The sequence below is a fragment of the Corynebacterium zhongnanshanii genome (genome assembly GCF_014490575.1).
Taxonomy (GTDB): Bacteria; Actinomycetota; Actinomycetes; order Mycobacteriales; family Mycobacteriaceae; genus Corynebacterium; species Corynebacterium zhongnanshanii.
Genome location: NZ_CP061033.1, coordinates 1,179,449 through 1,201,322 on the forward strand (window position 1 = coordinate 1,179,449; position 21,874 = coordinate 1,201,322).

The following is a 21,874-nucleotide window of genomic DNA, read 5'->3' on the forward strand; positions in this document are numbered from 1 at the left end:
TTTTTTGACATCAGGAGGAATCGTGGCGTCCCACAAGAAGGAAGCTGAAGTTCACAACGGCGTCTCGACCGACGACGTGCCAAGCGCAGCCTGGGGCTGGAGCGCGCTGTCCACTCGAGCAATGGCAACCGCAGGTATCTGCGGTGGCCTGTTCCTGCTGGCCATGTTGTTCGGTAACCACCACGGCAACGTTGAGAACATCTACCTCATCGTCCTGGCCGTTGTGTGCTTCATTGGAACCACCATCATGGTGACCGGCCTTCCAGGTAAGCAGTCCACTCGCCTGCACGCGAACAACAAGCCAGTGGGTCACATCGAGCCTAACTGGAGCGCTGACCAGAAGAACCTCACCGGAGCCTACGCGGACCTCTCCGATGAAGAGCTGCTGGCTCTGAACATCAAGAAGTAGTACCACTTCTTAAAAAGACCGCCGTTGATCGGCGGTCTTTTTTATTATCGTTCCTCGGCGGCGAGCTGCCCACACGCAGCCGCGATTTCCTGCCCCTTGGTATCGCGGACGGTACACGCCACCCCTTGGGCCTCCACCAGGCGCACGAACTCATCCTGACGCTCCTTCGGGGACGCATCCCACTTGGAGCCCGGCGTGGGGTTCAGCGGAATCACATTGACGTGCACCTGGTTGCCCAGGGCACCACGCAGCTTCTTGCCCAACAGCTCGGCACGCCACGGCTGGTCGTTCATGTCGCGGATCAGGGCGTACTCGATGGACACCCGGCGGCCGGATTTATCCGCGTAGTAACGGGCGGCGTCCAGCACCTCGGCCACAGACCACCGATTGTTGACGGGAACCAGCTCGTCGCGAAGTTCGTCGTCGGGGGTATGGAGGGACACGGCCAGGCGGCACTTCATGTCCTCATCCGCCAGCTTCCGGATCGCCGGTGCCAGGCCCACGGTGGAGACGGTGATGTTGCGTTGGGAGATGCCAAAGCCCTCCGGAGCGGGCGAGGTGATCTTGCGGATGGTCTCCACCACGCGCTTGTAGTTCGCCAGAGGCTCGCCCATGCCCATGAACACGATGTTGGACAGGCGGCCCGGGCCACCGCTGACTTCACCGTCTCGCATGGCCACGGCGGCGTAGCGGGCCTGCTCGACCATCTCCCCCACCGACAGGTTACGATCCAGCCCTCCCTGGCCCGTGGCGCAGAAAGGGCAGGCCATGCCACAGCCGGCCTGGGAGGAGATGCACAAAGTGGCGCGGTCCGGGTAGCGCATGAGCACGGACTCCAGCATGGTGCCGTCGTGAAGGCGCCACAGGGTTTTGCGGGTCTCGCCATCGTCGGTATTCAGAGAACGCACCGGGTGCATCAGATCGGGAAACAGCGCCTCCTTAACGGATTCCCTCTTCGCCTCTGGCAGGTCCGTCATGCTGAGGGGATCGCCTTGGAGGCGGCCATAATATTGGCGAATGATCTGATCCGCGCGGAACTTGGGCAGGCCTAGGTCCTGAACGCGAGTTTGGATGTCCTCGCGGTGAAGATCAGCGAGATGTACAGGTGGCATCCCGCGCTTGGGAGCGGAAAATTGAAGCGTTACTGGTGTACCCATGATGGTGCCCAATAGTACATGGCTGAGGGTGGCACAGGGGAATTAAGAAATTATGGTTGAATAGGTCTCATGACGAATCAACATCCTCAACCGAATGAGTCCACTGATCCTTTCGCAGAGTTTCCTCAGGAGACGACACCGGTGGACACCCCCTCGTTCGAGCCTCAGGAGACCCCTGTTCAGGAAACCACCCCTGAGGTGGAACGGACGATCGCGGGAAGCACCTGGGTTGCCCTGATCCTGGGCATCTTCCTGCTCATCGTGCTGCTGGTATTCATCCTTCAGAACCAACAGAGCGCGCAGATCACCTTCTTCGCCTGGAACCTCAACTTCCCCATTGGCGTGGGTATGCTGCTGGCCGCCATTATCGGCGCATTGGTGATGGCTCTGGTGGGCGGCGTGCGCATCATGCAATTGCGACGCCAAGTCACCCGTCGCTAGACGGAGCTGATGATATTCAGCACCACCCAGGTCACCATTGCGGCGGGCAGCAGACCATCCATGCGGTCCATCAGCCCGCCGTGTCCTGGCAGCATGTGAGACATGTCTTTGAGCTTTAAGTCTCGCTTGAACTGCGATTCCACCAAATCGCCGAGCGTGGCGCAGATCGCCAGGCCAATGCCGAGGAGAATCCCGATCCAGAACGGAGCCTCGAGGAGGAACACCACGCACAACGTTCCCGCCACCATGGAGGTGACGATGGAACCGGCGAAGCCCTCCCAGGACTTCTTGGGACTCACGGCCGGAGCCATCGGGTGGGAGCCGAAGAACACGCCGAAGGCGTAGCCTCCCACGTCGGAGGCCACCACACAGATCATGAACGTGAGGATAAACATCACGCCATCTGCGCTGTCGTTTTCCATCCGGGACAGCATCGCCGCAAACGTGGCAAACAGCGGAATCCACGTCATGATGAACGTTCCCACAGCCACATCGCGCACGTAATTGTGCGGGGGCGAGTTACGCCCGTAATGGAACAGCCTCGTCACCATCAGCACCAGCACGCTGGTGACATAGCCCGCGATGAGCCCGGAGGTACCGAAGGGCAAGGAGAGCCACAGCATCGCCTGGCCACCGAGGACGCACACCAGGAGGTTCACCACATAGCCGGCCTCCAGCAGGCGGCGCCACACTTCATATGTGGCAAGCCCCACCGCAATGGCCACCAAGGGGTACCACGCGATGGGGTTCATCAGGGATGCGATGACCAGCGCGCCGAGGAGAACTCCCACGCCGATCGCTTGTTTCAGATTACGACCGGCGCCATTTTTTGGCTTTGGAGCAGCCATCGGTCCTCGTTTAGACTTCCATCAATTCGGATTCTTTGTTGGACACAAGGGCATCCACCTGGGTGACGTAGTTGTGCGTGACCTTCTCGAGCTCCTTCTCAGCGGCTTTCACCTCGTCCTCGCCCGCTTCGCCATCCTTCTGAATCTTTCCGAGCTGTTCCATGCCCTTGCGGCGGATGTTGCGGATCGCGATCTTCGCGTCCTCGCCCTTGGACTTCGCCATCTTCACGAGCTCGCGGCGTCGCTCCTCGGTCAGCTGCGGGATGGTGACACGCAGAACCTGACCGTCGTTCGTGGGGTTCACGCCCAGGTCCGAGTTGCGGATCGCGTTTTCGATATCGTTCATCAGGCTCTGCTCATATGGCTTGATGAGCAGCATGCGTGGCTCGGGAACGCTGATGGTGGCCATCTGGGTGATGGGGGTCAGCGCGCCGTAGTATTCAGCCATCACGCCGTTGAACATCGCCGGGTTGGCACGGCCGGTGCGGATGGTGGTGAGGTCCTCGCGAGCGTGCTCAACGGAGCTGGTCATGCGCTCTTCGGAGTCCAGAAGAATATCGTCAATCATGGTTACTAACCTACCAGGAGCGTTATGCGGTGCCATCGTTGGACTGCACCAGGGTTCCCACCTGCTCGCCGGAGACAGCGCGGGCGATGTTGCCGTCGGTCAGCAGGTTGAACACCAGGATGGGCATGTTGTTGTCCATGCACAGGGAGAAAGCGGTGGCGTCGGCCACCTTGAGGCCGCGTTCGATCACTTCCCGAGGGGTGATGTCGTGGAACATGGTGGCATCCGGGTTGGTGCGTGGGTCATCGTCGTACACGCCGTCAACGGCCTTGGCCATGAGGAGAACCTCGCAGCCGATTTCCAGGGCACGCTGGGCGGCGGTGGTGTCCGTGGAGAAGTACGGCATGCCCATGCCCGCACCGAAGATGACCACGCGGCCCTTCTCCAGGTGACGGTCGGCGCGCAGCGGAAGGTACGGCTCGGCCACCTGGGTCATCTGGATGGCGGTCTGCACGCGGCAGTCCACGCCCTCCTGCTGGAGGAAGTCCTGGAGCGCCAGGCAGTTCATGACCGTGCCAAGCATGCCCATGTAGTCAGAGCGGGAGCGGTCCAGGCCGCGCTGCTGCAGCTGCGCGCCGCGGAAGAAATTACCTCCGCCGATGACGATGGCCACCTCTACCCCGGACTTGGATACCTCGGCGACCTGGCGGGCGATGTTTTGCACCACGTCGGGGTCGATGCCCACCTTGCCGCCGCCGAACATTTCACCGCCGAGCTTCAGCATCACGCGCTTGTATCCAGCGCGCTGTTGTTCCTGTCCCTGTGCATTGTCGCCTACGGTGCTGCTCACGGTGCTCCTTTGGATCGGATATGGATGGGGTTCACTTGATCGCCCTACATCATACATCCGAAGATATAAGAAAACCCGAACCTGCACGTAGCAGGTTCGGGTTCACGCGGTGAGCTGGACCTCTTAGGCCTGGCCAACCTCGTAACGGACGAAGCCGGTCAGGGTGATACCAGCTTCCTCGGTCACCTGTGCAACGGTCTTCTTGGACTCGGTCACGGATGGCTGCTCGAGCAGGCAGGCATCCTTGAAGAAGCCCTTCAGACGGCCTTCGGTGATCTTTGGCAGGGCGGCCTCTGGCTTGCCCTCTTCGCGTGCGGTTGCTTCTGCGATCTCGCGCTCCTTGGCAACGATCTCCTCAGGAACATCCTCGGAAGACAGGTACTTAGCCTTCAGAGCGGCAACCTGCATTGCGGCGCCCTTGGCAGCTGCGGCGTCGTCACCGGTGTAGGTCACGAGCACGCCCACTGCTGGTGGCAGGTCAGCGGAACGGTGGTGCAGGTACACAGCAACGTTGTCACCCTCAACGGTCACAGCGCGCTTCAGCTCCAGCTTCTCACCGATCTTTGCGGACAGCTGCTGCAGAGCGTCTGCAGCGGACTGGCCGTCGACCTCAACGGCCTCGAGCTCTTCGCGGGAGTTTGCCTTAGCGGCGGCAGCAGCTTCAGCAACCTTGTTGGCGAAGTCAATGAACTCTTGGTTCTTGGCCACGAAGTCGGTCTCAGCGTTGACCTCGATCATGGTGTTGCCGGATACGGCGATCAGGCCCTCGGATGCGGAGCGCTCTGCGCGCTTTCCGACGTCCTTGGCGCCCTTGATGCGCAGGATCTCGATGGCCTTGTCGAAGTCGCCTTCGGCCTCCTCGAGAGCCTTCTTGCAGTCCATCATTCCGGACCCGGTGATCTCACGCAGCTTCTTTACGTCTGCGGCGGTGTAGTTCGCCATGGTGGGGCGATCCTCCTCTAGTGTGTGGAAGTGTTGGGTTCGCTCAATAGAGTAGCGCAGGTTTTACTCTGCTGCTGGGGTCTCTTCTGCTGGGGCCTCGGTGGCCTCGGCAGCTGCTGGCTTGTCACCGGCAGCGTCCTTAGCAGCAGCTTCCTGGCGCTCAGCGCGAACCTTGCGGCCCTCCTCCACAGCGGTGGAGATCACGTTGGACAGCAGCTGAACGGAACCGATGGAGTCATCGTTGCCTGGGATTGGGTAGTTGACAACGTCTGGGTCACAGTTGGTGTCCAGGATGGCCACAACGGGGATGTTCAGCTTGTGTGCCTCAGCAACCGCGATGTGCTCCTTGTTGGTGTCAACGATCCACAGTGCGGATGGGACCTTGGACATGTTGGAGATACCGCCCAGGACGCGCTCCAGCTTGTTGCGCTCGCGGGTCAGCATCAGAACTTCCTTCTTGGTGCGGCCCTTGTAGCCGTCCTCTGCTTCCTCCATTGCCTGGAGTTCCTTCAGACGGGACAGACGCTTGGCAACGGTCTGGAAGTTGGTCAGCATGCCGCCCAACCAGCGGTGGTTGACGTAGGGCATGCCCACGCGCTCAGCCTCGGTTGCCACGGCTTCCTGGGCCTGCTTCTTGGTACCTACGAACAGGATGTTGCCGCCGTGGGCAACGGTCTCCTTGACGAACTCGAATGCTTCGTCGATGTAGGTCAGGGTCTGCTGCAGGTCGATGATGTAGATGCCGTTGCGGTCGGTGAAGATGAAGCGCTTCATCTTTGGGTTCCAACGGCGGGTCTGGTGACCGAAGTGGACACCAGCGTCGAGCATTTGGCGCAAAGTAACAACAGCCATGGTGTTACAGGGGCGGCTTCACTCTCGCTGTGGAGGTCGTATGTGCTCCACGCCGCCCCTTCCTCGCTTTCACAGTTTGGGGGTTTGACGGTTTTCCTGTGACGATTTTTTCGCCACCCTAGTGGGTCTTCTCTTGGGGTGTGGCTCACCATAGTTGCCCAGAAAAATCTGGGACCGTGCTGGTCAGACATGGAAGAGGTACGAATTACCCACGCGTAGTCAGTAGCCTGTGACCTGCGGTTGCATTCGCGGGCAACGTTTCGTGCGGGAAACAGCGCATACTGCTTGCATCAGACTACGCTATAGCCTGCACTTTCTTCAAGTGTGCCCTGCCGTGTCCTGTGAATAACGCGCGGAGTTTTCCACAGATTTCGCCGAATAGTGGATGGGGCCTTTACGGGAGGCTCGCGCGTCGTCCACGCTGTGTCCATGACTCGTGTATTTTTCCCACGCCTGCCCGCGCTTATCGCCGTGTGTGCGCTGGCGGTGTTCTTTATTTTTTCTGCCGACGCCCACGGCGCGCCGTCCCCCTTCTCCGCAACCCATGCACGGCCCGTGCCCGGTGCTGTGATGAGGCCTGCCGACATTCCAGAGCAGAACTGGATAGCGGGGCACCGTGGCGTCGATTTGGCGGCGCGTCCTGGTCAGGCGATCCACGCCAGCCGCGGCGGTGTGGTGTACTTCGCTGGCGTGGTCGCGGGCACGCCTGTGGTGTCGGTGATGCACCCCGATGGGCTGCGCACCACGTATGAGCCGGTGCGGGCGGGCGTGGCGGCGGGCCAGCGCGTGCGCCGCGGTCAGACGCTGGGGTGGCTGGTGGATGCGGAGCACACGACGCGGGCCTCGCAGGGGCTGTCCTGGGGCGCGAAGGTGGGTAAGGACACCTACATCGATCCGCTCACGCTGCTGGGTGAACCGACTATCGTGCTGAAGCGCTAGCGCCTAGTGCCCGGAGCGAGGGTGGGCCTGCCGGAACACGGCCTGGAGACGCTCGGTGCCGACGTGGGTGTAGATCTGTGTGGTCGCCATCGACGAGTGACCCAGGATTTCCTGCACGGCGCGCAGGTCCGCGCCGCCCTCCAGGATGGCGGTGGCGGCGGAGTGCCGCAGGCCGTGGGGTGAGAGCGTGGGTCCGCTGTCCGACAGGCTGGTGAGTTCGCGGACAACGCTGCGGACTTGGCGCTGGTCGATCCGTCCTCCGCGCACGCCCAGGAAGAGGGCTGCGCCGGACTTCGAGTCCACGTGGAACTCCCGGCGAACGTCGAGCCATCGGGTCAGGGCTTCTGCGGCGGCCGTGCCGAAGGGAACCACGCGGGTTTTGTTGCCTTTACCGGTCACGCGCAACAGGCGTTGGGAGAGGTCGCAGTCGTCGATGTCCGCACCCACCAGTTCGGACACACGGATGCCGGTGGAAAAGAGCAGTTCCAGCATGGCGCGATCGCGGTGGAACGTGGCGGGGGCTTCTGGGTCGCGGGCGCGTTCGGAGAGCTCGTCGAGCAGGTCGGTTGCCTGGTGTGTGCGCAGCACGCGCGGGAGGACTCGTTGGGCTTTGGGAGCTTTGAGGCTCGCGATGGGGTTGGCCGGGAGCCACTGTTTGTGGGCAAGGAAGCTCCCGAAGCCTTTCATGGAGCTCACGAGCCGGGCGATGGTGGCGCGGCTAGCGCCACCATCGACGGCGTAGCCGAGGCAGTCCCTCGCGTGATCCAGGGTGTAGTCCTCGAGGCTATCTAGCCCCTCGACCACGGCGGTGAGATCCTTGCGGTAGGCAGTGATCGTATTCTCGCTGCGGCCCACCACGTAGCGCAGGTGCTCTTCGTAGAGCTGCACTGCCTCCTGGGGACTGGGGATCTGGGCCATGCCCCTCAAGTTACACTCTCTGCCACTGGTTTCCCACCCGTCTCACCAGCCCCATGGAACTGAGGGTTCGCAGTTGCCGCACCACAATCGCCATCGGCAGGCCGGTGTCCCTGTGAATCTCTTCGACCTCCACGGGCCGGAGGGTGGCGTCGATGATGGCGGTCTGCTCCCAGCTTAGGGACGGGCCGGACAGCTCAAGGCTCAGCTGCGTGCCCTGAAGCACCTCAATGATCTCCGCTGCGGTGCGCGCCAACTGGGCGCGTTGTTCCTGGATGGCCTTGAGACATCCCTGCGAACCCACCGTGGTGACGGGCCCCGGCACGGCAAAGGTGGGTTTGTTCATCGAGTTGGCCCAGTTCAGTGTGTTCAGTGCCCCGCTTCTTAACGCGGCTTCCACCACAACTGTCGCCCCGCCGAGCGCTGCCGCGAGCCGATTGCGCGTGAGGAAACGGTGGCGCGCCGGCGCGGTATCCGGCGGATATTCACTGACCAGCGCTCCTCCACTGTCCACGATCTGCCGGAACAACTCGTAGTGCTTTTTCGGATAAGGGCGATCCAGGGAGCCTGCCATCACGGCGACCGTAGGACTTCGCCGGGACAGCGCACTATGGTGAGCGCAGGCGTCGACCCCCTCAGCCCCACCGGAGATGATCGTCAGCCCGTGCGCGGCGAACTGGCCGCTCCATTCGGCGGCGACCTCGCTGCCGTAGCGAGTTGCCGCCCGCGTGCCCACCATGGTCACGCTGTGCCTGGCGAGTGTGGACAGGTCGCCCGGCCCCGCCACATACACCGCGAAGGGCGCGAAGCGCAGGCCCCGCACCGCGCTATTGAGGCTGTGGACGTTAAGCTCCTGGGTCACGAAGGCCGAGCCGAAACTCTCCGGCCACTCCGGGGACTCCCGGGTGATGAGGCGCCAGCCCCGCCTGCTCGCGCACTCCATGTCCGGGCGGGGGTCCACCGCCCGGCGCGCTTGTGTTGCCTCCAACAACTCGCGCGGCAGCCGTGGGTTGGCCTCGGCGATGGCCATGGCGACCTCGCTGACGGGAAGGCCTGTGTCCAGCAGGGAGTTCACCACGGGGTGGGAGGCCTCCACCACCCGGCGCAGGTATGCCCAGGCCGTGGACGGATCCTCCAGGATCTGCAGATTAAACATGCTGCGCTCCCCCAAACTGCTCCACAGCATCCAGCACGTGGCCTACGGAGGGGCGCTCGACGGCGTCCATGTCGGCCAACGTCCACGCCACGCGCAGTGCCCGGTCCACTCCGCGTTGCGAGAGATCTCCGTGTAGAAGCAGATCCTGCAGCGTCACCATGCCGCTGTCGTCGGCAGGGTACTCGCGGCGGATGACCTTGCCCTGCACCAGAGCGTTGGGTGCACCCCAGCGGTGGATACTTCGTTCGCGGGCTTCGGCAACCCGCTCCCGGATCACCTCGCTACTGTCCTGGGAGCTCGCCTCCAGAAGATTAATGCTGGTGGAGCCCTGGGTGGTGGCATAGATATCAATGCGATCTCGCACAGGGCCGGACAAGCGCTGCTGGTAGCGCAGCCTTACACCTGCCGGGCAGCGGCACTCCGCTTCCCTCTCCGCCCCACACGGGCACGGGTTGGCCGCCAGCACCAGCTGGAAGTTCGCGGGAAACTCTACCACTCGCCGGTTCCTCATGATGTCCACGCGGCGGGTTTCCATGGGCACGCGCAGGGCGTCCAACACCCGCGGGTTGGCCTCCGCCACCTCGTCGATGAACAGCACCCCGTGGTGGGCGAGGCTCACCGCGCCGGGGCGGGGATAGCCGCCTCCTCCGATGAGCGCTGCCTGCGTGACCGTGTGGTGCGGCGCGATGAAGGGCCGCCGGCCCTGCCAGATCGCCTCAAGCCTTGTGCCTGCCCCTGCCAAGGACGCCACACTCGCCACCTCAGCCTGCTCTTTCCTGGTCAGCGGCGGGAGGATGCCCGGCAGACGCTGGGCCAGCATGGATTTTCCGCTGCCCGGCGGTCCGGTCATCAGCAGTGCATGAGAGCCCACGGCGGCAACCTCCACCGCGCGCCGCGCAGCCACTTGCCCCGCCACATCCCCCATGTCCGGCTGGGTGGGAAGTGCCATACCTTCTGACTGCTCCAACCCCGCGAGCTTCTGCCGCACCGCCCCTGAGTCCATCCATTGCACCAGATGATGCAGCGTGGCCACGGGAACAATCTGCGGTGCCTCCGCCTCGCAGAGACACGCCGCCCGCTGCGCTTCGTCCACGTTCGCATCCGGGACCACCACCCAGCGGAAGCCTTCGGATGCCGCGTGCACCACCTTGGGGATCACACCGGGCACCTGCCGTATGCCTCCGTCCAGCCCCAGCTCGCCGATGATGATGGACTCCTCCACCCTGTGCCTGATGTCCAGGGAGGGCTGGGAATCATTCAAGCTCGCCACCAGCATGGAGCACACCATGGCCACGTCGAAGCTCGCGCCGTGCTTGGGAAGGTCCGCCGGTGACAGGCTTAGCACCGTCCGCGACCCCGGCCACTCAATCCCGCTATTGCGCAGAGCCGAGCGGATCCGGTCGCGAGCCTGCACCACGGCCGCATCCCCCATCCCCACCACGGAAATCCCGGGAAGTCCGCGGGAGATGTCACACTCCACCGTGAGGGTCACCCCGTGAAGCCCCTCCAGTGCCACGCTATATGCACGTCCAATCCCCATGGCCTACCACACATCCTTGAGGTGTTCGCGGATCCCCCACGGCCCTACGTCCACCACATCCACCCGGGGAGAACACCTCTCGGCCGGCCTATGCAGGCTCAGCCACACCCCGGCCGCTCTGCGCATCCGCCGCAGCTTCGTCGGCGTAATCGCCCCCACGCCCGCACCGTCTGCTTCCGTGGCACGGAACTTCACCTCCACAAACACCACCTGCTGGGCCTGCGGATCCCGCGCCACGATGTCAATCTCAGCCCGGAAGCCCTCTACCTGAACTACGCAGTTGCGCTGGACAATCTCATAGCCCTGCCGCTCCAAATACTCCGCGGCCATAGCCTCTCCGGCGTCCCCTTGGTGCCTGGTCATCGGCCTCTCCCCCTGTGTCTCGCATGAATATCATCGGGCGCCAGGCTAGTCAAGGGGATATACACACGAAGGCCGAGCCACCCACGCACCTTGGCATACGCCCAGGACTCTGTGGATAACTCGGCCCCTGTGGAAAACTGAGCTGTTAGTTCTCCGGCAGCTGCAGCTCCGGCTTATCCAGCTCCTCGATATTGACGTCCTTGTAGGTGATCACGCGGACGTAGCGCACGAAACGCGCCGGGCGGTACATGTCCCACACCCACGCGTCGGACATGCGGACTTCGTAGTAGACCTCTCCCCCAGAGTTACGTGGAATGAGCTCCACCGCGTTGGCCAGATAGAAACGGCGCTCGGTTTCCACCACATAGGAAAACTGGCTCACCACGTCGCGGTATTCGCGATACATGGACAGTTCTACGTTTGCCTCGTAGTCGTCAAGTTCCTCAGCGCTCATAGTGTTGGCCGCCGCCCTTTCCCATCTGGCGTAGTGACTATGTTGATGACCACAGCGCGTGCGCATGGGCCACATTTTTGTAAGTGTAGCGGTGCTCCGGGGTTCCGCCATGCAGACTCACCGCAGCCATATGCGTCTTTGTCCCGTACCCCTTGTGCCCCGCCAAACCGTACTCCGGGTACTCGGCGTCCAGCTCGATCATGTGGCGATCCCTCGCTACCTTCGCCAATATCGACGCCGCCGAGATGCTCGCGGCCATCTGGTCCCCCTTCAGCACCGGAAGATGCGGCTGGGCCAGCCCCGGGATCTTCACGGCGTCCGTCAGCACGTAGCCCGGGGTTGTGTCCAGCAGCGCGACCGCGCGCCGCATGCCGGAGACATTCGCGTGCTGAACACCCCACCGGTCAATATCGGCGGCAGAAATCATCACGATGGAATAGCTCACGGCCTCCTCGACGATGCTGTCGAAGAGAGCCGCGCGGCGCCGAGGAGTCAGTTTCTTGGAATCTTGTAAGCCAGCCAGACAGGACGGGAAACTGTCGGCGTCGACATGAAAAGGGAGAATACACGCCGCAATGGTCATCGGTCCGCAGCACGCACCACGGCCAGCCTCGTCCACACCCGCGACGGGCCCCAAACCCGCCGCATAGAGCTGACGTTCCAAATCCATGGGGCTAGCCCTGGACAGGCAGGGATTTAACCCTCGAGATGCGATCGAACGGCAGGATGATGGCTTCCACGCGGCCCACAACGTGGTCCATGCTGATGGTGCCCTGTAGCTCGTCGCCCATGTGGCCACGGGAATCCAGCGAGTTCGTGCGGTTATCGCCCATCATCCACAGGTGATCCGGCGGGATCGTCACCGGGCCAAAGTAATTGCCCTGGCAGGCCTCGGAGCCCAACGTGGTATCGATCGGATTCGCCGCCGGGCGCATGATGTAGGAATCATCCACCTTCTTGCCATCGACCATGATCCCCGGGTCCCCCTCCAGGCACTGCACGGTCTGGCCCGCAGTGGCGATCACGCGCTTGACCAGCGTGTTTTCATCCGGAGCGACGATGCCGATATAGGAGGCGGCGTTCTGCAAGGCACGCACCGGAGCCACATCAGAGCGCTGGGTGGTGTAATTCCAGTTCCAGGAATCCTCGCCCACGAACACCACAACCTCGCCAGGCTTCGGCTTATTGTTGCCCACGTAGGCCAGCTTGTTCACAAAGATCCGGTCCGGGGTGCAGCCCGCGCAGCCGTGCAAGGTCGGCTCCATGGACTCCGAAGGAATCAGATACATCCGTCCCACGAACGTATTGAATGCGCCCAACACCAGCAGCGTCACCACGATAATGATGGGCATCTCCACCCACCAGGGGTACGTCTTTTTCTTCTTGTCCGGGGTGCTGGGCTTCGCATCTTGAGAATCGGTCACGATAGAACAGCTTAGCAGTCCCTGGGCACAACACAGGGCTTAGATACGCAAAAACCGCCGCACCCAACGACAAGCTGGGTGCGGCGGGAAGGCGGCAGCTCTTAGCGCTTTTCCTTGATCTTGGCTGCCTTACCGCGCAGGTTACGCAGGTAGTACAGTTTCGCGCGGCGAACCTTACCGCGGGTCAGGACGTCGATGTGGTCGATGTTGGGAGAGTGAACCGGGAAGGTACGCTCCACACCGATGCCGAAGGACACCTTGCGGACGGTGAAGGTCTCGCGGATACCGGAGTTCTGGCGGCGGATCACAACGCCACGGAACACCTGGATACGGGACTTGGTGCCCTCGATCACCTTCACGTGAACGTCGAGGGTGTCACCTGGGCGGAAGTCTGGGATGTCGTCGCGCAGCTGAGCTGCATCGACCTTATCAAGAATGTGCATTCTGAAGTAACCTTAAGTCTCGTCTGGATAGAGGATCCTGCGCGGCTTTTCACGATCAGCGTGCGCCTACGGGTTCGTACCCACAACATATGAACCCCGATATTATGCCATATGCCGAACTAGCGGCCAAATCCTGCGCGTTTCAGCGCGTCGGCCATGGAACCCGACGCCGCGCGCTGGTTGTTCTGCTTCTGCTGCTTTTTCTGGGACCGCTTCTTGGGACGCTCTCCCGCGGGAGCACCACCGCCGGGCTCGTCGTTGAGGCGCAAGCTCAGTCCGATGCGGTTGCGCTGCACATCCACATCCATCACCTTGACCTTCACCACCTGGCCTGAGGAGACAATCTCGTGCGGGTCAGAGACGAAACGATCACTCATGGCGGAGACGTGCACCAGGCCATCCTGGTGCACTCCGATGTCCACGAAGGCGCCGAAGGCAGCCACGTTGGTCACGGTGCCCTCCAGGATCATGCCCGGTGTGACATCGGAAACCTTCTCCACACCCTCCTTCAAGGTAGCGGTGGCAAAGCGTGGGCGCGGGTCGCGGCCCGGCTTGTCCAGCTCCGCCAGCACGTCCGTCACGGTGGGTACACCGAAGCGTTCGTCGGCGAAGTCCGCGGGACGCAAGGATGTCAGCACCGCGCTGTTGCCGATGAGGGCATCCACGTCCAGCCCCGTGGACTCCACGATCCTGTGCACCAGCGGGTATGCCTCGGGGTGCACAGCTGAGGAGTCCAGGCGGTCCGTGCCACCCTGGATCCTCAAAAAGCCGGCGGCCTGCTCGAAGGCCTTCGGGCCGAGCCGTGGCACCTTGAGCAACTCTTTGCGGGAGGCAAAGGCGCCGTGTTCATCCCGGTAGGCCACGATGTTGTCCGCTACCGTGGAGGACACTCCGGCCACGCGCCGCAGCAGCGGCGCGGACGCCGAGTTCACATCCACTCCCACGGAGTTCACAGCGTCCTCCACCACGGCCTCCAGGCCCTGGGCCAGCAGCGTTTGGTTCACATCGTGCTGGTACTGACCCACGCCAATGGACTTCGGGTCAATCTTCACAAGCTCCGCCAGCGGGTCCTGCAGGCGGCGTGCAATGGACACCGCACCACGCAGGGACACGTCCATGTCCGGGAACTCCTCGGCCGCCAGCTCGGAGGCCGAGTAGACCGACGCACCGGACTCGGAGACGATCACCGTCTGTGGGCGCACGGCCGCGTCCGCCTGCGTGATGAGCTCGCAGATCTCCCGGGACAGCTTCTCGGTTTCCCGAGAGGCTGTCCCGTTGCCCACGGCCAGCAGCTCCACGGAGTACTTCGCTGCCAGCTGCGCCAGGATCATGCGCGCCTCCTCCCAGCGCGCCTGGCCGTTGTGCGGATACACGATGACCGTGTCCAGCACCTTGCCGGTGCGATCCACCACCGCGCACTTCACGCCGTTGCGGTAGCCCGGGTCCAATCCCAGGACCGCGCGCTGGCCTGCGGGGGCCGCCAGAAGAAGATCCTTCAGGTTGCGGGAGAACACCTCCACCGCCGCCTGGTCCGCACGCTCCTTCAAACGCACGCGGGTGTCCACGGCGGAGCTCACCGCCAGCTTGGTGCGCCAGCCAAAGCGCACGCACTCGGCGCGGAACTTATCTGCGGCGTCCCCGGTGGCCTCCAGACCAGCCAGGTGAGCGATGCGCCCTTGGAAATACTCGTGCGCCTCGTCCAGCTGATCGGGGTGCCCCGGCTCGAAGTTCACCTGCAGCACGCCTTCGGATTCTCCGCGCAACAACGCCAGGATGCGGTGTGAGGGAAGCTTGGAAAACGGCTCGTGAAAGTCGAAGTAGTTGCGATACTTCGCGCCGGCCTCTTCCTTCCCCGCCACCACCGACGCCTGGGCGTATCCTCGCTCAAAGAACTCTTCACGGATGGAGCCCACCAGGTCGGCGTTTGTGGACAATTCCTCAATGACAATGGAGCGCGCTCCGGTGAGGACCGCCTTGGCGTCGTCAAATCCCTCGGTGATGTACTCGGCGGCGAGTTCGGCAGGATCACGATCAGTCCCCTCCCGCAGCAGGTCGGCCAGGGGTTGCAGGCCAGCCTCGCGCGCGATGGTGGCCTTGGTGCGGCGGGTGGTTTTGTACGGCAGGTACAGGTCCTCCAGGCGTGCCTTGGTATCCACGTCCAGAATCTGTGCACGCAGCTCGTCGGTGAGCTTGCCCTGGTCCTCGATGGCCTTGAGGACGGTGGCGCGCCGATCCTCCAGTTCGCGCAGGTACGTCAGCCGCTGTTCCAGGGAACGCAGCTGAGTATCATCCATCCCGCCGGTCAGTTCCTTGCGGTAGCGGGCGATAAACGGAACGGTGCTGCCCTCGTCCAACAGTTCAATGACGGCCTGGACATGCTGGGGCTGGCACTGCAACTCCTGCGCGATCTTCTGAGCAATCGAGTTCGAATTCATTCCAGCCATTCTAGCGGTCGCTACTGCTGCGTCCCGAAGTCCGCATTCCACTCGGGCGCGTCCTGCTGGTACTCGCTCAAGTCCGATGTCCCGTGGAAGTCCTTCTGCATGTGCAGGTACTCCAGGTGACGGTCGAAGAGGTCCAGGACGTTGCTGATGAGCTGCTTCTTGGTGTAGCCGTTGACGTCGTAGCCCAGGGAACCATTCATGCCGAAGACCTCCAGGCGAATATATGATTTCTCGCCAGGATGGAAGCCGGGGGCGTCGTGCTTCAGGGGGAACAGCTGGTAGCGGAACGCCGGGTCCTCGCCGAAAGGCACGGACAGGTCCAGCTGTTGGACGCACGTCTCGGTGTCCTGGCGGATCAGAAGTGTGGGCCGGTAGTCACGATCCTCCAGGGCGCGCGCCACGTCCTCCAGCGCGGGGGCGGCGATGGTGCGGATGTACTCGTTGGACTCGTCCGCATCGGGGAAGCTGACGGAGCGATCCAGGCGCTCCTCCCATTGGTCCTCCACGCCCCCGGTGCGGCCGGAGATCGCGGAGTGCAGCGCCACGGCGCGGGATTCCAGCTGGGCCTTCTCGCGCCGAATCGACCGCACGAGCCCCAGCATGATCAGGAAGATCACGATCATGAACGGCATGCCCACAATCAACGTGGCCATCTGGAGGGTGTTGATGCCGTCCACCTGCAGCATGGCGATGGTCAGCACACCTACGGACACGGACCACAGGATGCGCATCCACGGGGCACCGTCGTGCTGAGGATCGTGGGAGGTCGAGGAGAACTTAGCCATCACCAACGCGCCGGAGTCCGCCGAGGTGACGAAGAACAGCATGCCCGTCACCAGCGCCAGGACGATCACCCACGTGCCCAGCGGCAGATCCTGCAGCATCATGTAGAAGCCGCGCTCGGGGCTGTTGACCGTGGCCTCAAGGAAGTCACGATCGCCGCTCTGGACGCGGTCGAGGGCCGCATTGCCCAAAAACGACGCCCACAGCGCGAGAAAGAGAAAGGGCACAATCAGGGTGCCGATGATGAATTGGCGGAAGGTTCGCCCGCGCGAGATGCGGGCGAGGAACAATCCCACGAACGGTGCCCATGCCACCCACCAGGCCCAGAAGAACAGGGTCCAGTTGGACATCCACTGCTGCGTGGCCTCGGGGGTTTGGCTGTAGGAGAAGGTTTCGAAGGACCACAGGGGCAGCTTGTAGAGGTAGTCGCCCATGTTCTTGACCAACGAGTCCAGCAGGAATCCCGTGCGGCCGGTCACCAGGATGATCACCAGCAGCGCCGAGGCCAGATAGACGTTGATCTCGCTCAGCCTTTTGATGCCCTTGTCCACGCCGGAGACGGCGGAGAGGGTCGCCACGCCAATCGCCAGGACAATGAGCGCGATCTGAACGCCCACGTTTTCCGGCAGGTCGAAGATCAGGTTTAAGCCGAAGTTCAGCTGCACCACGCCGATACCCAGGGAGGCAGCCACGCCGAAGATGGTTCCCAGCATGGCCACCACGTCCACAGCCTCCCCCACCGGCCCGTGGATGCGCTTGCCGATGATGGGATACAGCGCCGAGCGGATGGCCAAAGGCATGTTCAGGCGGTAGGCGTAGTAACCAAAAGCCAATCCCATCAGCGCATACAGCGCCCACCCGGAGATGCCGTAGTGAAACAGCGTCCAGACCACGGCATTCTGTAGCGCCTCCTGGGATTGCCCCTCCCCCACGGGAGGGTTCACGTATTGCGCAATCGGCTCAGCCACGGAATAGAACAGGATACCGATGCCGATACCCGCGGCGAACAGCATCGCCGACCAGGAAAACAGGGAGTATTGCGGCCGTGAATGATCGGGCCCCAGCCGGATATTGCCCGCGCTGGACACGGCAATCCACACCATGAACCCCAGCACGATGGCCACGGTTCCCACGTACAGCCAGCCCAGGTTCCCGGTCAGCCAGCCGGTGGTTGCGGTAACCACGTGCTCAAACGAAGACGAGCTGACGTAGGCCCAGATACTCACGGCGATGGTGAACACCGCGGTGAAGCCGACCACCACCCAGTTGGGCTTGTTCTCGTGCGCCTGCGCCTCACCCGCGGACTCCTCGGACACGGTGCCCACGATGGCGTGCGGGGTGGATTCCTCTTCGGTGATGTCTCTGTCACTCACGGCTCAACCTCACTTCTGTGCGAACCAGCCCGTCACCGCCGGGGCGATGTTGGTGTAGACGTGCTTGTGCTCTTGGTATTCCGCCAGTCCCGTCGGCCCCAGCTCACGGCCGTTTCCGGACTGCTTCATGCCGCCCCATTCCGCCTGCGGCAGGTAGGGGTGGAAGTCGTTGATCCAGATGGTGCCGTGGCGCAGACGCCGCGCGACGCGCTCGGCCGTGGCCTGACTGGAGCTCCACACGGCGCCGGCCAGGCCGTATTCGGTGTCGTTCGCGATGGCAACTGCCTCGTCTTCCGTGCGGAAGGTCTCGATGGTGACCGTGGGGCCGAAGGCTTCCGCGTGGACACAGTCCATCTCCGCGGTGCAGTGGTCGATGACGGTCGGCAGGTAAAACTCGCCGCCTGTCAGGTCAGTGTGTCCGGTGGAGTGGCTGCCGTCGTTGTCTTCCTCTGTTGCCCGACGCCCACCGCAGGCGATCGTTGCGCCTTGGCTGCGAGCCTCATCGACATAGGCTGCCACCTTGTCCAGGTGCTCAGCCGAGATCAAGGCACCGGTCTCCGCTGCCTCGTCCAGCGGGCCGCCGATCTTGATGGCCTTGGCACGAGCCACGAGCGCCTCCACGAACTTATCGTGGATGGATTCCTCCACCACGATGCGCGAACCCGCCGAGCACACCTGGCCAGAGTGGACGAAGGCGCCGTTCAAGGCGTTATCCACGGCGGCGTCGAAGTCCGCGTCGGCGAAGATCACGTTCGGGTTCTTGCCGCCCAACTCCAGCGCCACGCGCTTGACGGTCTCGGCCGCATTGCGCGCGATGATCTTGCCGGTGGCCAGCCCGCCAGTGAAGGACACCATGTCCACATCCGGGTGGGTGGACAGGGGGTTTCCGCAGCGGGCGCCCGCGCCCGTGATGAGGTTGGCCACGCCGGCGGGAACGCCTACCTCCTCCAGCACCGCCATGAGCAGCATCGCCGTGTGAGGAGTCAGCTCCGCCTGCTTCAACACGAAGGTGTTTCCGGCGGCCAGCGCCGGTGCGACCTTCCACGCCACCTGGAGGAGCGGGTAGTTCCACGGGGTAATGAGGCCGCACACACCAACAGGCTCGGCGTCGATTCGGGAACGGACGTTCGGGTCCCCCGGGTCCACCACGCGGCCAGCCTGGTGTTGCGCGAGGGTGCCGAAGTAGTCAAAGGCGTTGGCGATATCGTCCATGTCGATATATGCCTCGGCCAGGCGCTTGCCGGTATCGGCCGCCTCTGCATGCGCGAAGATGTCCTTGCGCTCGCGAATGATCTGGGCGACCTTGATGAGCATCATGCCGCGCTCCGAGGCGGGCACACTGGACCATTCACCGGAATCGAAGGCGCGACGGGCGGCGGCAATGGCTCGCTCGGTGTCCTGCTCCGAGGCCTCGGAGACCACCCCGACCTCTGAGCGGTCGGCCGGGCAGGTGATGGTCCGGGTCTCGCCATCGGCGGCGGGCACCCATTGGCCATCAATGTAGAGGGACGCAGGGCTACCGGGGTTCGCGTGCACGTCCTGCAGCATGTCGCACGTGGTGGGGTCAAAGATAGGAGTGGTAGAAGTCATTCAATAATCCTTAGGGTGTGGTTGCTTAGTCCGGGGTGTCCTCGGCCCATTCGCGCACGGGCGCTGCGCCGTCCGAGAGATCGGAGGTGCCGGGAAGGTCGCGTTGGATGTGGAGGAACTCCAGGTGGCGCTCGTAGAGGTCGAGAATGTTGTCGATGAGCTGTTCGCGAGAGTACCCAAAGATGTCGTATCCCAGGGATCCCGTGCGGTCGAACACCTCCAGGCGGTAGTACTTGTGATCCTTGCCAGTGCTTCGTGTGAAGCTCGGCACGGGATGCTCGATGGGATAGATCTGGTAGCGGAAGTCCTGTTCCTCCCCCAGGGGCAAGTACAGATCCAGCTGCCCCACGGGCAAGCTCTGAACGCTGGAGGCGATCATCTGCGCCTCAATGCCCTTGTCCTTCAACTCCTCGGCCACGGCAGCCATCGCCGGCTGGGCGATCGTGTCCAGGTAGTGCTGAGCGCGGTCGGCCGATGGCCAGGTGTTGGCTCGGGAGAGGCGGCGTCGCCAATTTTGGTTGTGGTTGGTTCCGGATCCGCCGGTACGGCCGGACATCGCGGCGTGGAGCGAGACGCTGCGGGCCTCCTTCTGGAGGGACTCCAAGCGCAGGGAGCGCACCAATCCCAGCATCACCAGATACATGACCACGGCAAACGGCAGGCCCATCACGATCGTGGCCGATTGGACGGTGGCCACGCCGTCGATCTGCAGCATGACGATGGTGAGCACTCCCACGAGGGCAGCCCAGAACACGCGAAGCCACTTCGGGCCGTCTTGGGAGGCGTTCGAGGTCTTCGAAGTGAAGTTGGCGGTGACCAACGCGCCGGAGTCTGCGGAGGTGATGTAGAGCAGCAGCCCGATCGCGGTGGCGAGCACAATGACCACAGCACCGCCGGGGAATCCGGACAGCAGGTCATAGAAGCCCTGCTGAGGGGCGTCGATGGTGCGTTGGGCGAAGTCCTGATCGCCTCCGATGACGCGTTCCAGGGCAGTGTTGCCGAAGAAGCTCAACCAGCCCAGGATGAATAGGAACGGGATGGTGAGTGTTCCGACCACGAATTGGCGCAGTGTGCGGCCGCGGGAGATCCGGGCGAGGAACAGTCCCACGAAGGGCGCCCAGGCGACCCACCATGCCCAGAAGAACAGGGTCCAGGCGCCCATCCATTCGGTCACCGCCGCTTTGTCCTCGGCAAAGGCGAAGGTGTCCATGGTCATGCCTGGGAAGCGGGAGACGTAGTCGCCGATGTTCATGACCAGTGCGTCGAAGAGGAAGGACGTCTTTCCGGCGATGACCACGTACAGCGCCAGTCCCATCGCCAGGTAGACGTTGATCTCGGACAGCAGCTTGATGCCCTTGTCCACACCGGAGACCGCCGACAGGATGGCGATGCCTACTCCGGCGACCACCAGGATGATCTGCCAGGTCGGCCCCTCGGACACGCCAAAGATGAGGTGCAGGCCGTAGTTCAGCTGCACCACGCCGATACCCAACGAGGCGGCGATGCCGAACACGGTGCCCATGACGGCTGCCACGTCTACGGCGTCGCCAACAGGTCCATGGATTCGCTTGCCGATCAGGGGGTAGAGCGCGGAGCGGATCGCCAGCGGCATGTGCAGGCGGTAGGCGTAGTAGCCAAAGGCCATGCCCATGAGCGCGTACATAGCCCAGCCGGTCACGCCGTAGTGGAAGAGTGCCCAGACCACGGCCTGCTCAGCGGCCTCGCGGGTTTCGCCGGCGCCTTCCGGCGGCATCATATATTGGGTCACCGGTTCGGCGACGGAGAAGAACATAAGGTCCACGCCGATGCCCGCGGCAAACAGCATGGCGGACCAGGAAAACAGGCGGAATTGCGGGCGGGAGTGGTCCGGGCCCAGGCGGATGTGTCCCGCGCTGGAAAACGCGAGAGACAGCACGAACACCACGGCCACGGTGGCGGTCAGGATGTAGAACCAGCCCAAGTGGGTGGAAATCCAGCCGGTGATGTCTCCCAGGGTTCTCTCCGCGCTGTCGCGACCGAAGAAGGCCCATAGCGCAATGGCAAGAATGCCTGCCGCGGAGGCGAGGAAGACTCGCCAGTTCACGCGAATCGCATCTGAATCAGGTTCCTGAGTGGTGCCACCCTGATCCACGGGTGCGTCCCCCACAATAACGCGGGTGTCTGGAGCGTCCGCTCCAGGTGGATGATGGTCTGTCACAACAAAATCCTCACAGTGATAATGAATAGAAACGTCAAAAGATAGACAGTAGCTTTATCGACCATACACAGTTTTCCAACCCTCCGCATTATGTATGGTGATATAAGTCACAGGGGGAGATCAGGGCAACTTCTGAAACGATACAGCACGCGGTGACGTGCCCTTCTGCACGCCCGAAAACTTTCTGGCATACTTGTCTGAGTCAGAACGGCCACGCAGATTAGATTTATCACGTTCAGATTTTAA

Annotated in this window: 21 protein-coding genes; 3 read left to right on the forward strand and 18 right to left on the reverse strand. The window is 62.9% G+C overall.

The features are described 5' to 3' along the window. Window positions 1-4 precede the first annotated feature (4 nt). Window positions 5-409, forward strand: coding sequence for a DUF2631 domain-containing protein (locus tag IAU67_RS05345; protein WP_225723451.1), 405 nt, complete (start codon window positions 5-7; stop codon window positions 407-409). Between the two features lie 44 nt (window positions 410-453). Here the strand turns inward: IAU67_RS05345 and rlmN are convergent, their stop codons facing one another. Beyond that, on the reverse strand, window positions 454-1,566 hold the full coding sequence (gene rlmN, locus IAU67_RS05350) for a dual-specificity RNA methyltransferase RlmN (protein WP_151841683.1): 1,113 nt from the start codon (window positions 1,564-1,566) through the stop codon (window positions 454-456). 69 nt (window positions 1,567-1,635) lie between these two features. Between rlmN and IAU67_RS05355 the strand changes: the two genes are divergently transcribed. Further along, complete coding sequence (locus IAU67_RS05355) at window positions 1,636-2,007, forward strand: LapA family protein (protein WP_151841684.1); 372 nt, start codon at window positions 1,636-1,638, stop codon at window positions 2,005-2,007. Here IAU67_RS05355 and IAU67_RS05360 read toward each other — a convergent pair. From IAU67_RS05360 to rpsB, 5 genes are all read right to left on the reverse strand, one after another. After that, window positions 2,004-2,855: a phosphatidate cytidylyltransferase gene (locus IAU67_RS05360; protein ID WP_151841685.1), complete on the reverse strand. Its 852-nt coding sequence runs from the start codon at window positions 2,853-2,855 to the stop codon at window positions 2,004-2,006. The genes IAU67_RS05355 and IAU67_RS05360 overlap by 4 nt on opposite strands. Window positions 2,856-2,865: 10 nt before the next feature. Beyond that, complete coding sequence (frr, locus tag IAU67_RS05365) at window positions 2,866-3,423, reverse strand: ribosome recycling factor (protein WP_151841686.1); 558 nt, start codon at window positions 3,421-3,423, stop codon at window positions 2,866-2,868. Between the two features lie 22 nt (window positions 3,424-3,445). Then, window positions 3,446-4,147 carry a UMP kinase gene (pyrH, locus tag IAU67_RS05370; protein WP_223111913.1) on the reverse strand — a complete coding sequence of 234 codons (702 nt, stop codon included), beginning with the start codon at window positions 4,145-4,147 and terminating at the stop codon, window positions 3,446-3,448. A 189-nt stretch (window positions 4,148-4,336) separates the two neighbouring features. After that, window positions 4,337-5,155 carry a translation elongation factor Ts gene (gene tsf / locus IAU67_RS05375; protein ID WP_151841688.1) on the reverse strand — a complete coding sequence of 273 codons (819 nt, stop codon included), beginning with the start codon at window positions 5,153-5,155 and terminating at the stop codon, window positions 4,337-4,339. Window positions 5,156-5,218: 63 nt separating this feature from the next. Then, window positions 5,219-6,007: a 30S ribosomal protein S2 gene (rpsB, locus tag IAU67_RS05380; protein WP_151841689.1), complete on the reverse strand. Its 789-nt coding sequence runs from the start codon at window positions 6,005-6,007 to the stop codon at window positions 5,219-5,221. A 429-nt stretch (window positions 6,008-6,436) separates the two neighbouring features. On the opposite strand from rpsB, the gene IAU67_RS05385 reads away from it, so the two are divergent. Next, window positions 6,437-6,946 (forward strand): M23 family metallopeptidase, encoded by a 510-nt coding sequence (locus IAU67_RS05385; protein ID WP_151841690.1) that lies wholly within the window; start codon window positions 6,437-6,439, stop codon window positions 6,944-6,946. Window positions 6,947-6,949: 3 nt separating this feature from the next. Here the strand turns inward: IAU67_RS05385 and IAU67_RS05390 are convergent, their stop codons facing one another. The 12 genes from IAU67_RS05390 to betT (IAU67_RS05445) all read right to left on the reverse strand — a co-directional run bounded on the left by IAU67_RS05390 (window position 6,950) and on the right by betT (IAU67_RS05445) (window position 21,628). After that, window positions 6,950-7,864, reverse strand: coding sequence for a tyrosine recombinase XerC (locus tag IAU67_RS05390; protein ID WP_151841691.1), 915 nt, complete (start codon window positions 7,862-7,864; stop codon window positions 6,950-6,952). A 10-nt stretch (window positions 7,865-7,874) separates the two neighbouring features. Beyond that, window positions 7,875-9,017: a DNA-processing protein DprA gene (gene dprA, locus IAU67_RS05395; protein ID WP_151841692.1), complete on the reverse strand. Its 1,143-nt coding sequence runs from the start codon at window positions 9,015-9,017 to the stop codon at window positions 7,875-7,877. Beyond that, window positions 9,010-10,557, reverse strand: coding sequence for a YifB family Mg chelatase-like AAA ATPase (locus IAU67_RS05400; protein WP_151841693.1), 1,548 nt, complete (start codon window positions 10,555-10,557; stop codon window positions 9,010-9,012). Before IAU67_RS05400 ends, dprA begins: the two co-directional genes overlap by 8 nt. A 3-nt stretch (window positions 10,558-10,560) precedes the next feature. After that, complete coding sequence (locus IAU67_RS05405; protein ID WP_151841694.1) at window positions 10,561-10,920, reverse strand: YraN family protein; 360 nt, start codon at window positions 10,918-10,920, stop codon at window positions 10,561-10,563. A gap of 145 nt (window positions 10,921-11,065) precedes the next feature. After that, window positions 11,066-11,374 carry a DUF2469 domain-containing protein gene (locus tag IAU67_RS05410; protein ID WP_099297575.1) on the reverse strand — a complete coding sequence of 103 codons (309 nt, stop codon included), beginning with the start codon at window positions 11,372-11,374 and terminating at the stop codon, window positions 11,066-11,068. Window positions 11,375-11,411: 37 nt separating this feature from the next. Continuing rightward, window positions 11,412-12,038: a ribonuclease HII gene (locus tag IAU67_RS05415; protein WP_151842397.1), complete on the reverse strand. Its 627-nt coding sequence runs from the start codon at window positions 12,036-12,038 to the stop codon at window positions 11,412-11,414. 10 nt (window positions 12,039-12,048) lie between these two features. Then, the gene (gene lepB / locus IAU67_RS05420; RefSeq protein ID WP_225723508.1) at window positions 12,049-12,801 is read right to left on the reverse strand and encodes a signal peptidase I; all 753 of its coding nucleotides are present in this window, start codon (window positions 12,799-12,801) and stop codon (window positions 12,049-12,051) included. Between the two features lie 98 nt (window positions 12,802-12,899). Beyond that, window positions 12,900-13,241, reverse strand: a complete 342-nt coding sequence (gene rplS / locus IAU67_RS05425) for a 50S ribosomal protein L19 (RefSeq protein WP_151841695.1) — start codon at window positions 13,239-13,241, stop codon at window positions 12,900-12,902. Between the two features lie 119 nt (window positions 13,242-13,360). Next, entirely contained in the window at window positions 13,361-15,676 is a 2,316-nt protein-coding gene (locus IAU67_RS05430) for a Tex family protein (RefSeq protein ID WP_225723452.1), read from the reverse strand. Window positions 15,677-15,696: 20 nt separating this feature from the next. Next, window positions 15,697-17,841, reverse strand: a complete 2,145-nt coding sequence (gene betT, locus IAU67_RS05435) for a choline BCCT transporter BetT (RefSeq protein WP_151841697.1) — start codon at window positions 17,839-17,841, stop codon at window positions 15,697-15,699. Between the two features lie 9 nt (window positions 17,842-17,850). Further along, window positions 17,851-19,389, reverse strand: coding sequence for an aldehyde dehydrogenase family protein (locus tag IAU67_RS05440; RefSeq protein ID WP_370451970.1), 1,539 nt, complete (start codon window positions 19,387-19,389; stop codon window positions 17,851-17,853). A 67-nt stretch (window positions 19,390-19,456) separates the two neighbouring features. Further along, on the reverse strand, window positions 19,457-21,628 hold the full coding sequence (gene betT / locus IAU67_RS05445; protein WP_151841699.1) for a choline BCCT transporter BetT: 2,172 nt from the start codon (window positions 21,626-21,628) through the stop codon (window positions 19,457-19,459). Between the last annotated feature and the right edge of the window lie 246 nt (window positions 21,629-21,874).

What these genes read in the sequence shown, in the direction of transcription:
- rlmN (WP_151841683.1), bottom strand. Translation starts at nt 1,566, where the DNA reads ATGGGTACACCAGTAACGCTTCAATTTTCCGCTCCCAAGCGCGGGATG.
- IAU67_RS05355 (WP_151841684.1), top strand. Translation starts at nt 1,636, where the DNA reads ATGACGAATCAACATCCTCAACCGAATGAGTCCACTGATCCTTTCGCA.
- IAU67_RS05360 (WP_151841685.1), bottom strand. Translation starts at nt 2,855, where the DNA reads ATGGCTGCTCCAAAGCCAAAAAATGGCGCCGGTCGTAATCTGAAACAA.
- frr (WP_151841686.1), bottom strand. Translation starts at nt 3,423, where the DNA reads ATGATTGACGATATTCTTCTGGACTCCGAAGAGCGCATGACCAGCTCC.
- pyrH (WP_223111913.1), bottom strand. Translation starts at nt 4,147, where the DNA reads ATGCTGAAGCTCGGCGGTGAAATGTTCGGCGGCGGCAAGGTGGGCATC.
- tsf (WP_151841688.1), bottom strand. Translation starts at nt 5,155, where the DNA reads ATGGCGAACTACACCGCCGCAGACGTAAAGAAGCTGCGTGAGATCACC.
- rpsB (WP_151841689.1), bottom strand. Translation starts at nt 6,007, where the DNA reads ATGGCTGTTGTTACTTTGCGCCAAATGCTCGACGCTGGTGTCCACTTC.
- IAU67_RS05385 (WP_151841690.1), top strand. Translation starts at nt 6,437, where the DNA reads ATGACTCGTGTATTTTTCCCACGCCTGCCCGCGCTTATCGCCGTGTGT.
- IAU67_RS05390 (WP_151841691.1), bottom strand. Translation starts at nt 7,864, where the DNA reads ATGGCCCAGATCCCCAGTCCCCAGGAGGCAGTGCAGCTCTACGAAGAG.
- dprA (WP_151841692.1), bottom strand. Translation starts at nt 9,017, where the DNA reads ATGTTTAATCTGCAGATCCTGGAGGATCCGTCCACGGCCTGGGCATAC.
- IAU67_RS05400 (WP_151841693.1), bottom strand. Translation starts at nt 10,557, where the DNA reads ATGGGGATTGGACGTGCATATAGCGTGGCACTGGAGGGGCTTCACGGG.
- IAU67_RS05405 (WP_151841694.1), bottom strand. Translation starts at nt 10,920, where the DNA reads ATGACCAGGCACCAAGGGGACGCCGGAGAGGCTATGGCCGCGGAGTAT.
- IAU67_RS05410 (WP_099297575.1), bottom strand. Translation starts at nt 11,374, where the DNA reads ATGAGCGCTGAGGAACTTGACGACTACGAGGCAAACGTAGAACTGTCC.
- rplS (WP_151841695.1), bottom strand. Translation starts at nt 13,241, where the DNA reads ATGCACATTCTTGATAAGGTCGATGCAGCTCAGCTGCGCGACGACATC.
- IAU67_RS05430 (WP_225723452.1), bottom strand. Translation starts at nt 15,676, where the DNA reads ATGAATTCGAACTCGATTGCTCAGAAGATCGCGCAGGAGTTGCAGTGC.
- IAU67_RS05440 (WP_370451970.1), bottom strand. Translation starts at nt 19,389, where the DNA reads ATGCTGCAGGACGTGCACGCGAACCCCGGTAGCCCTGCGTCCCTCTAC.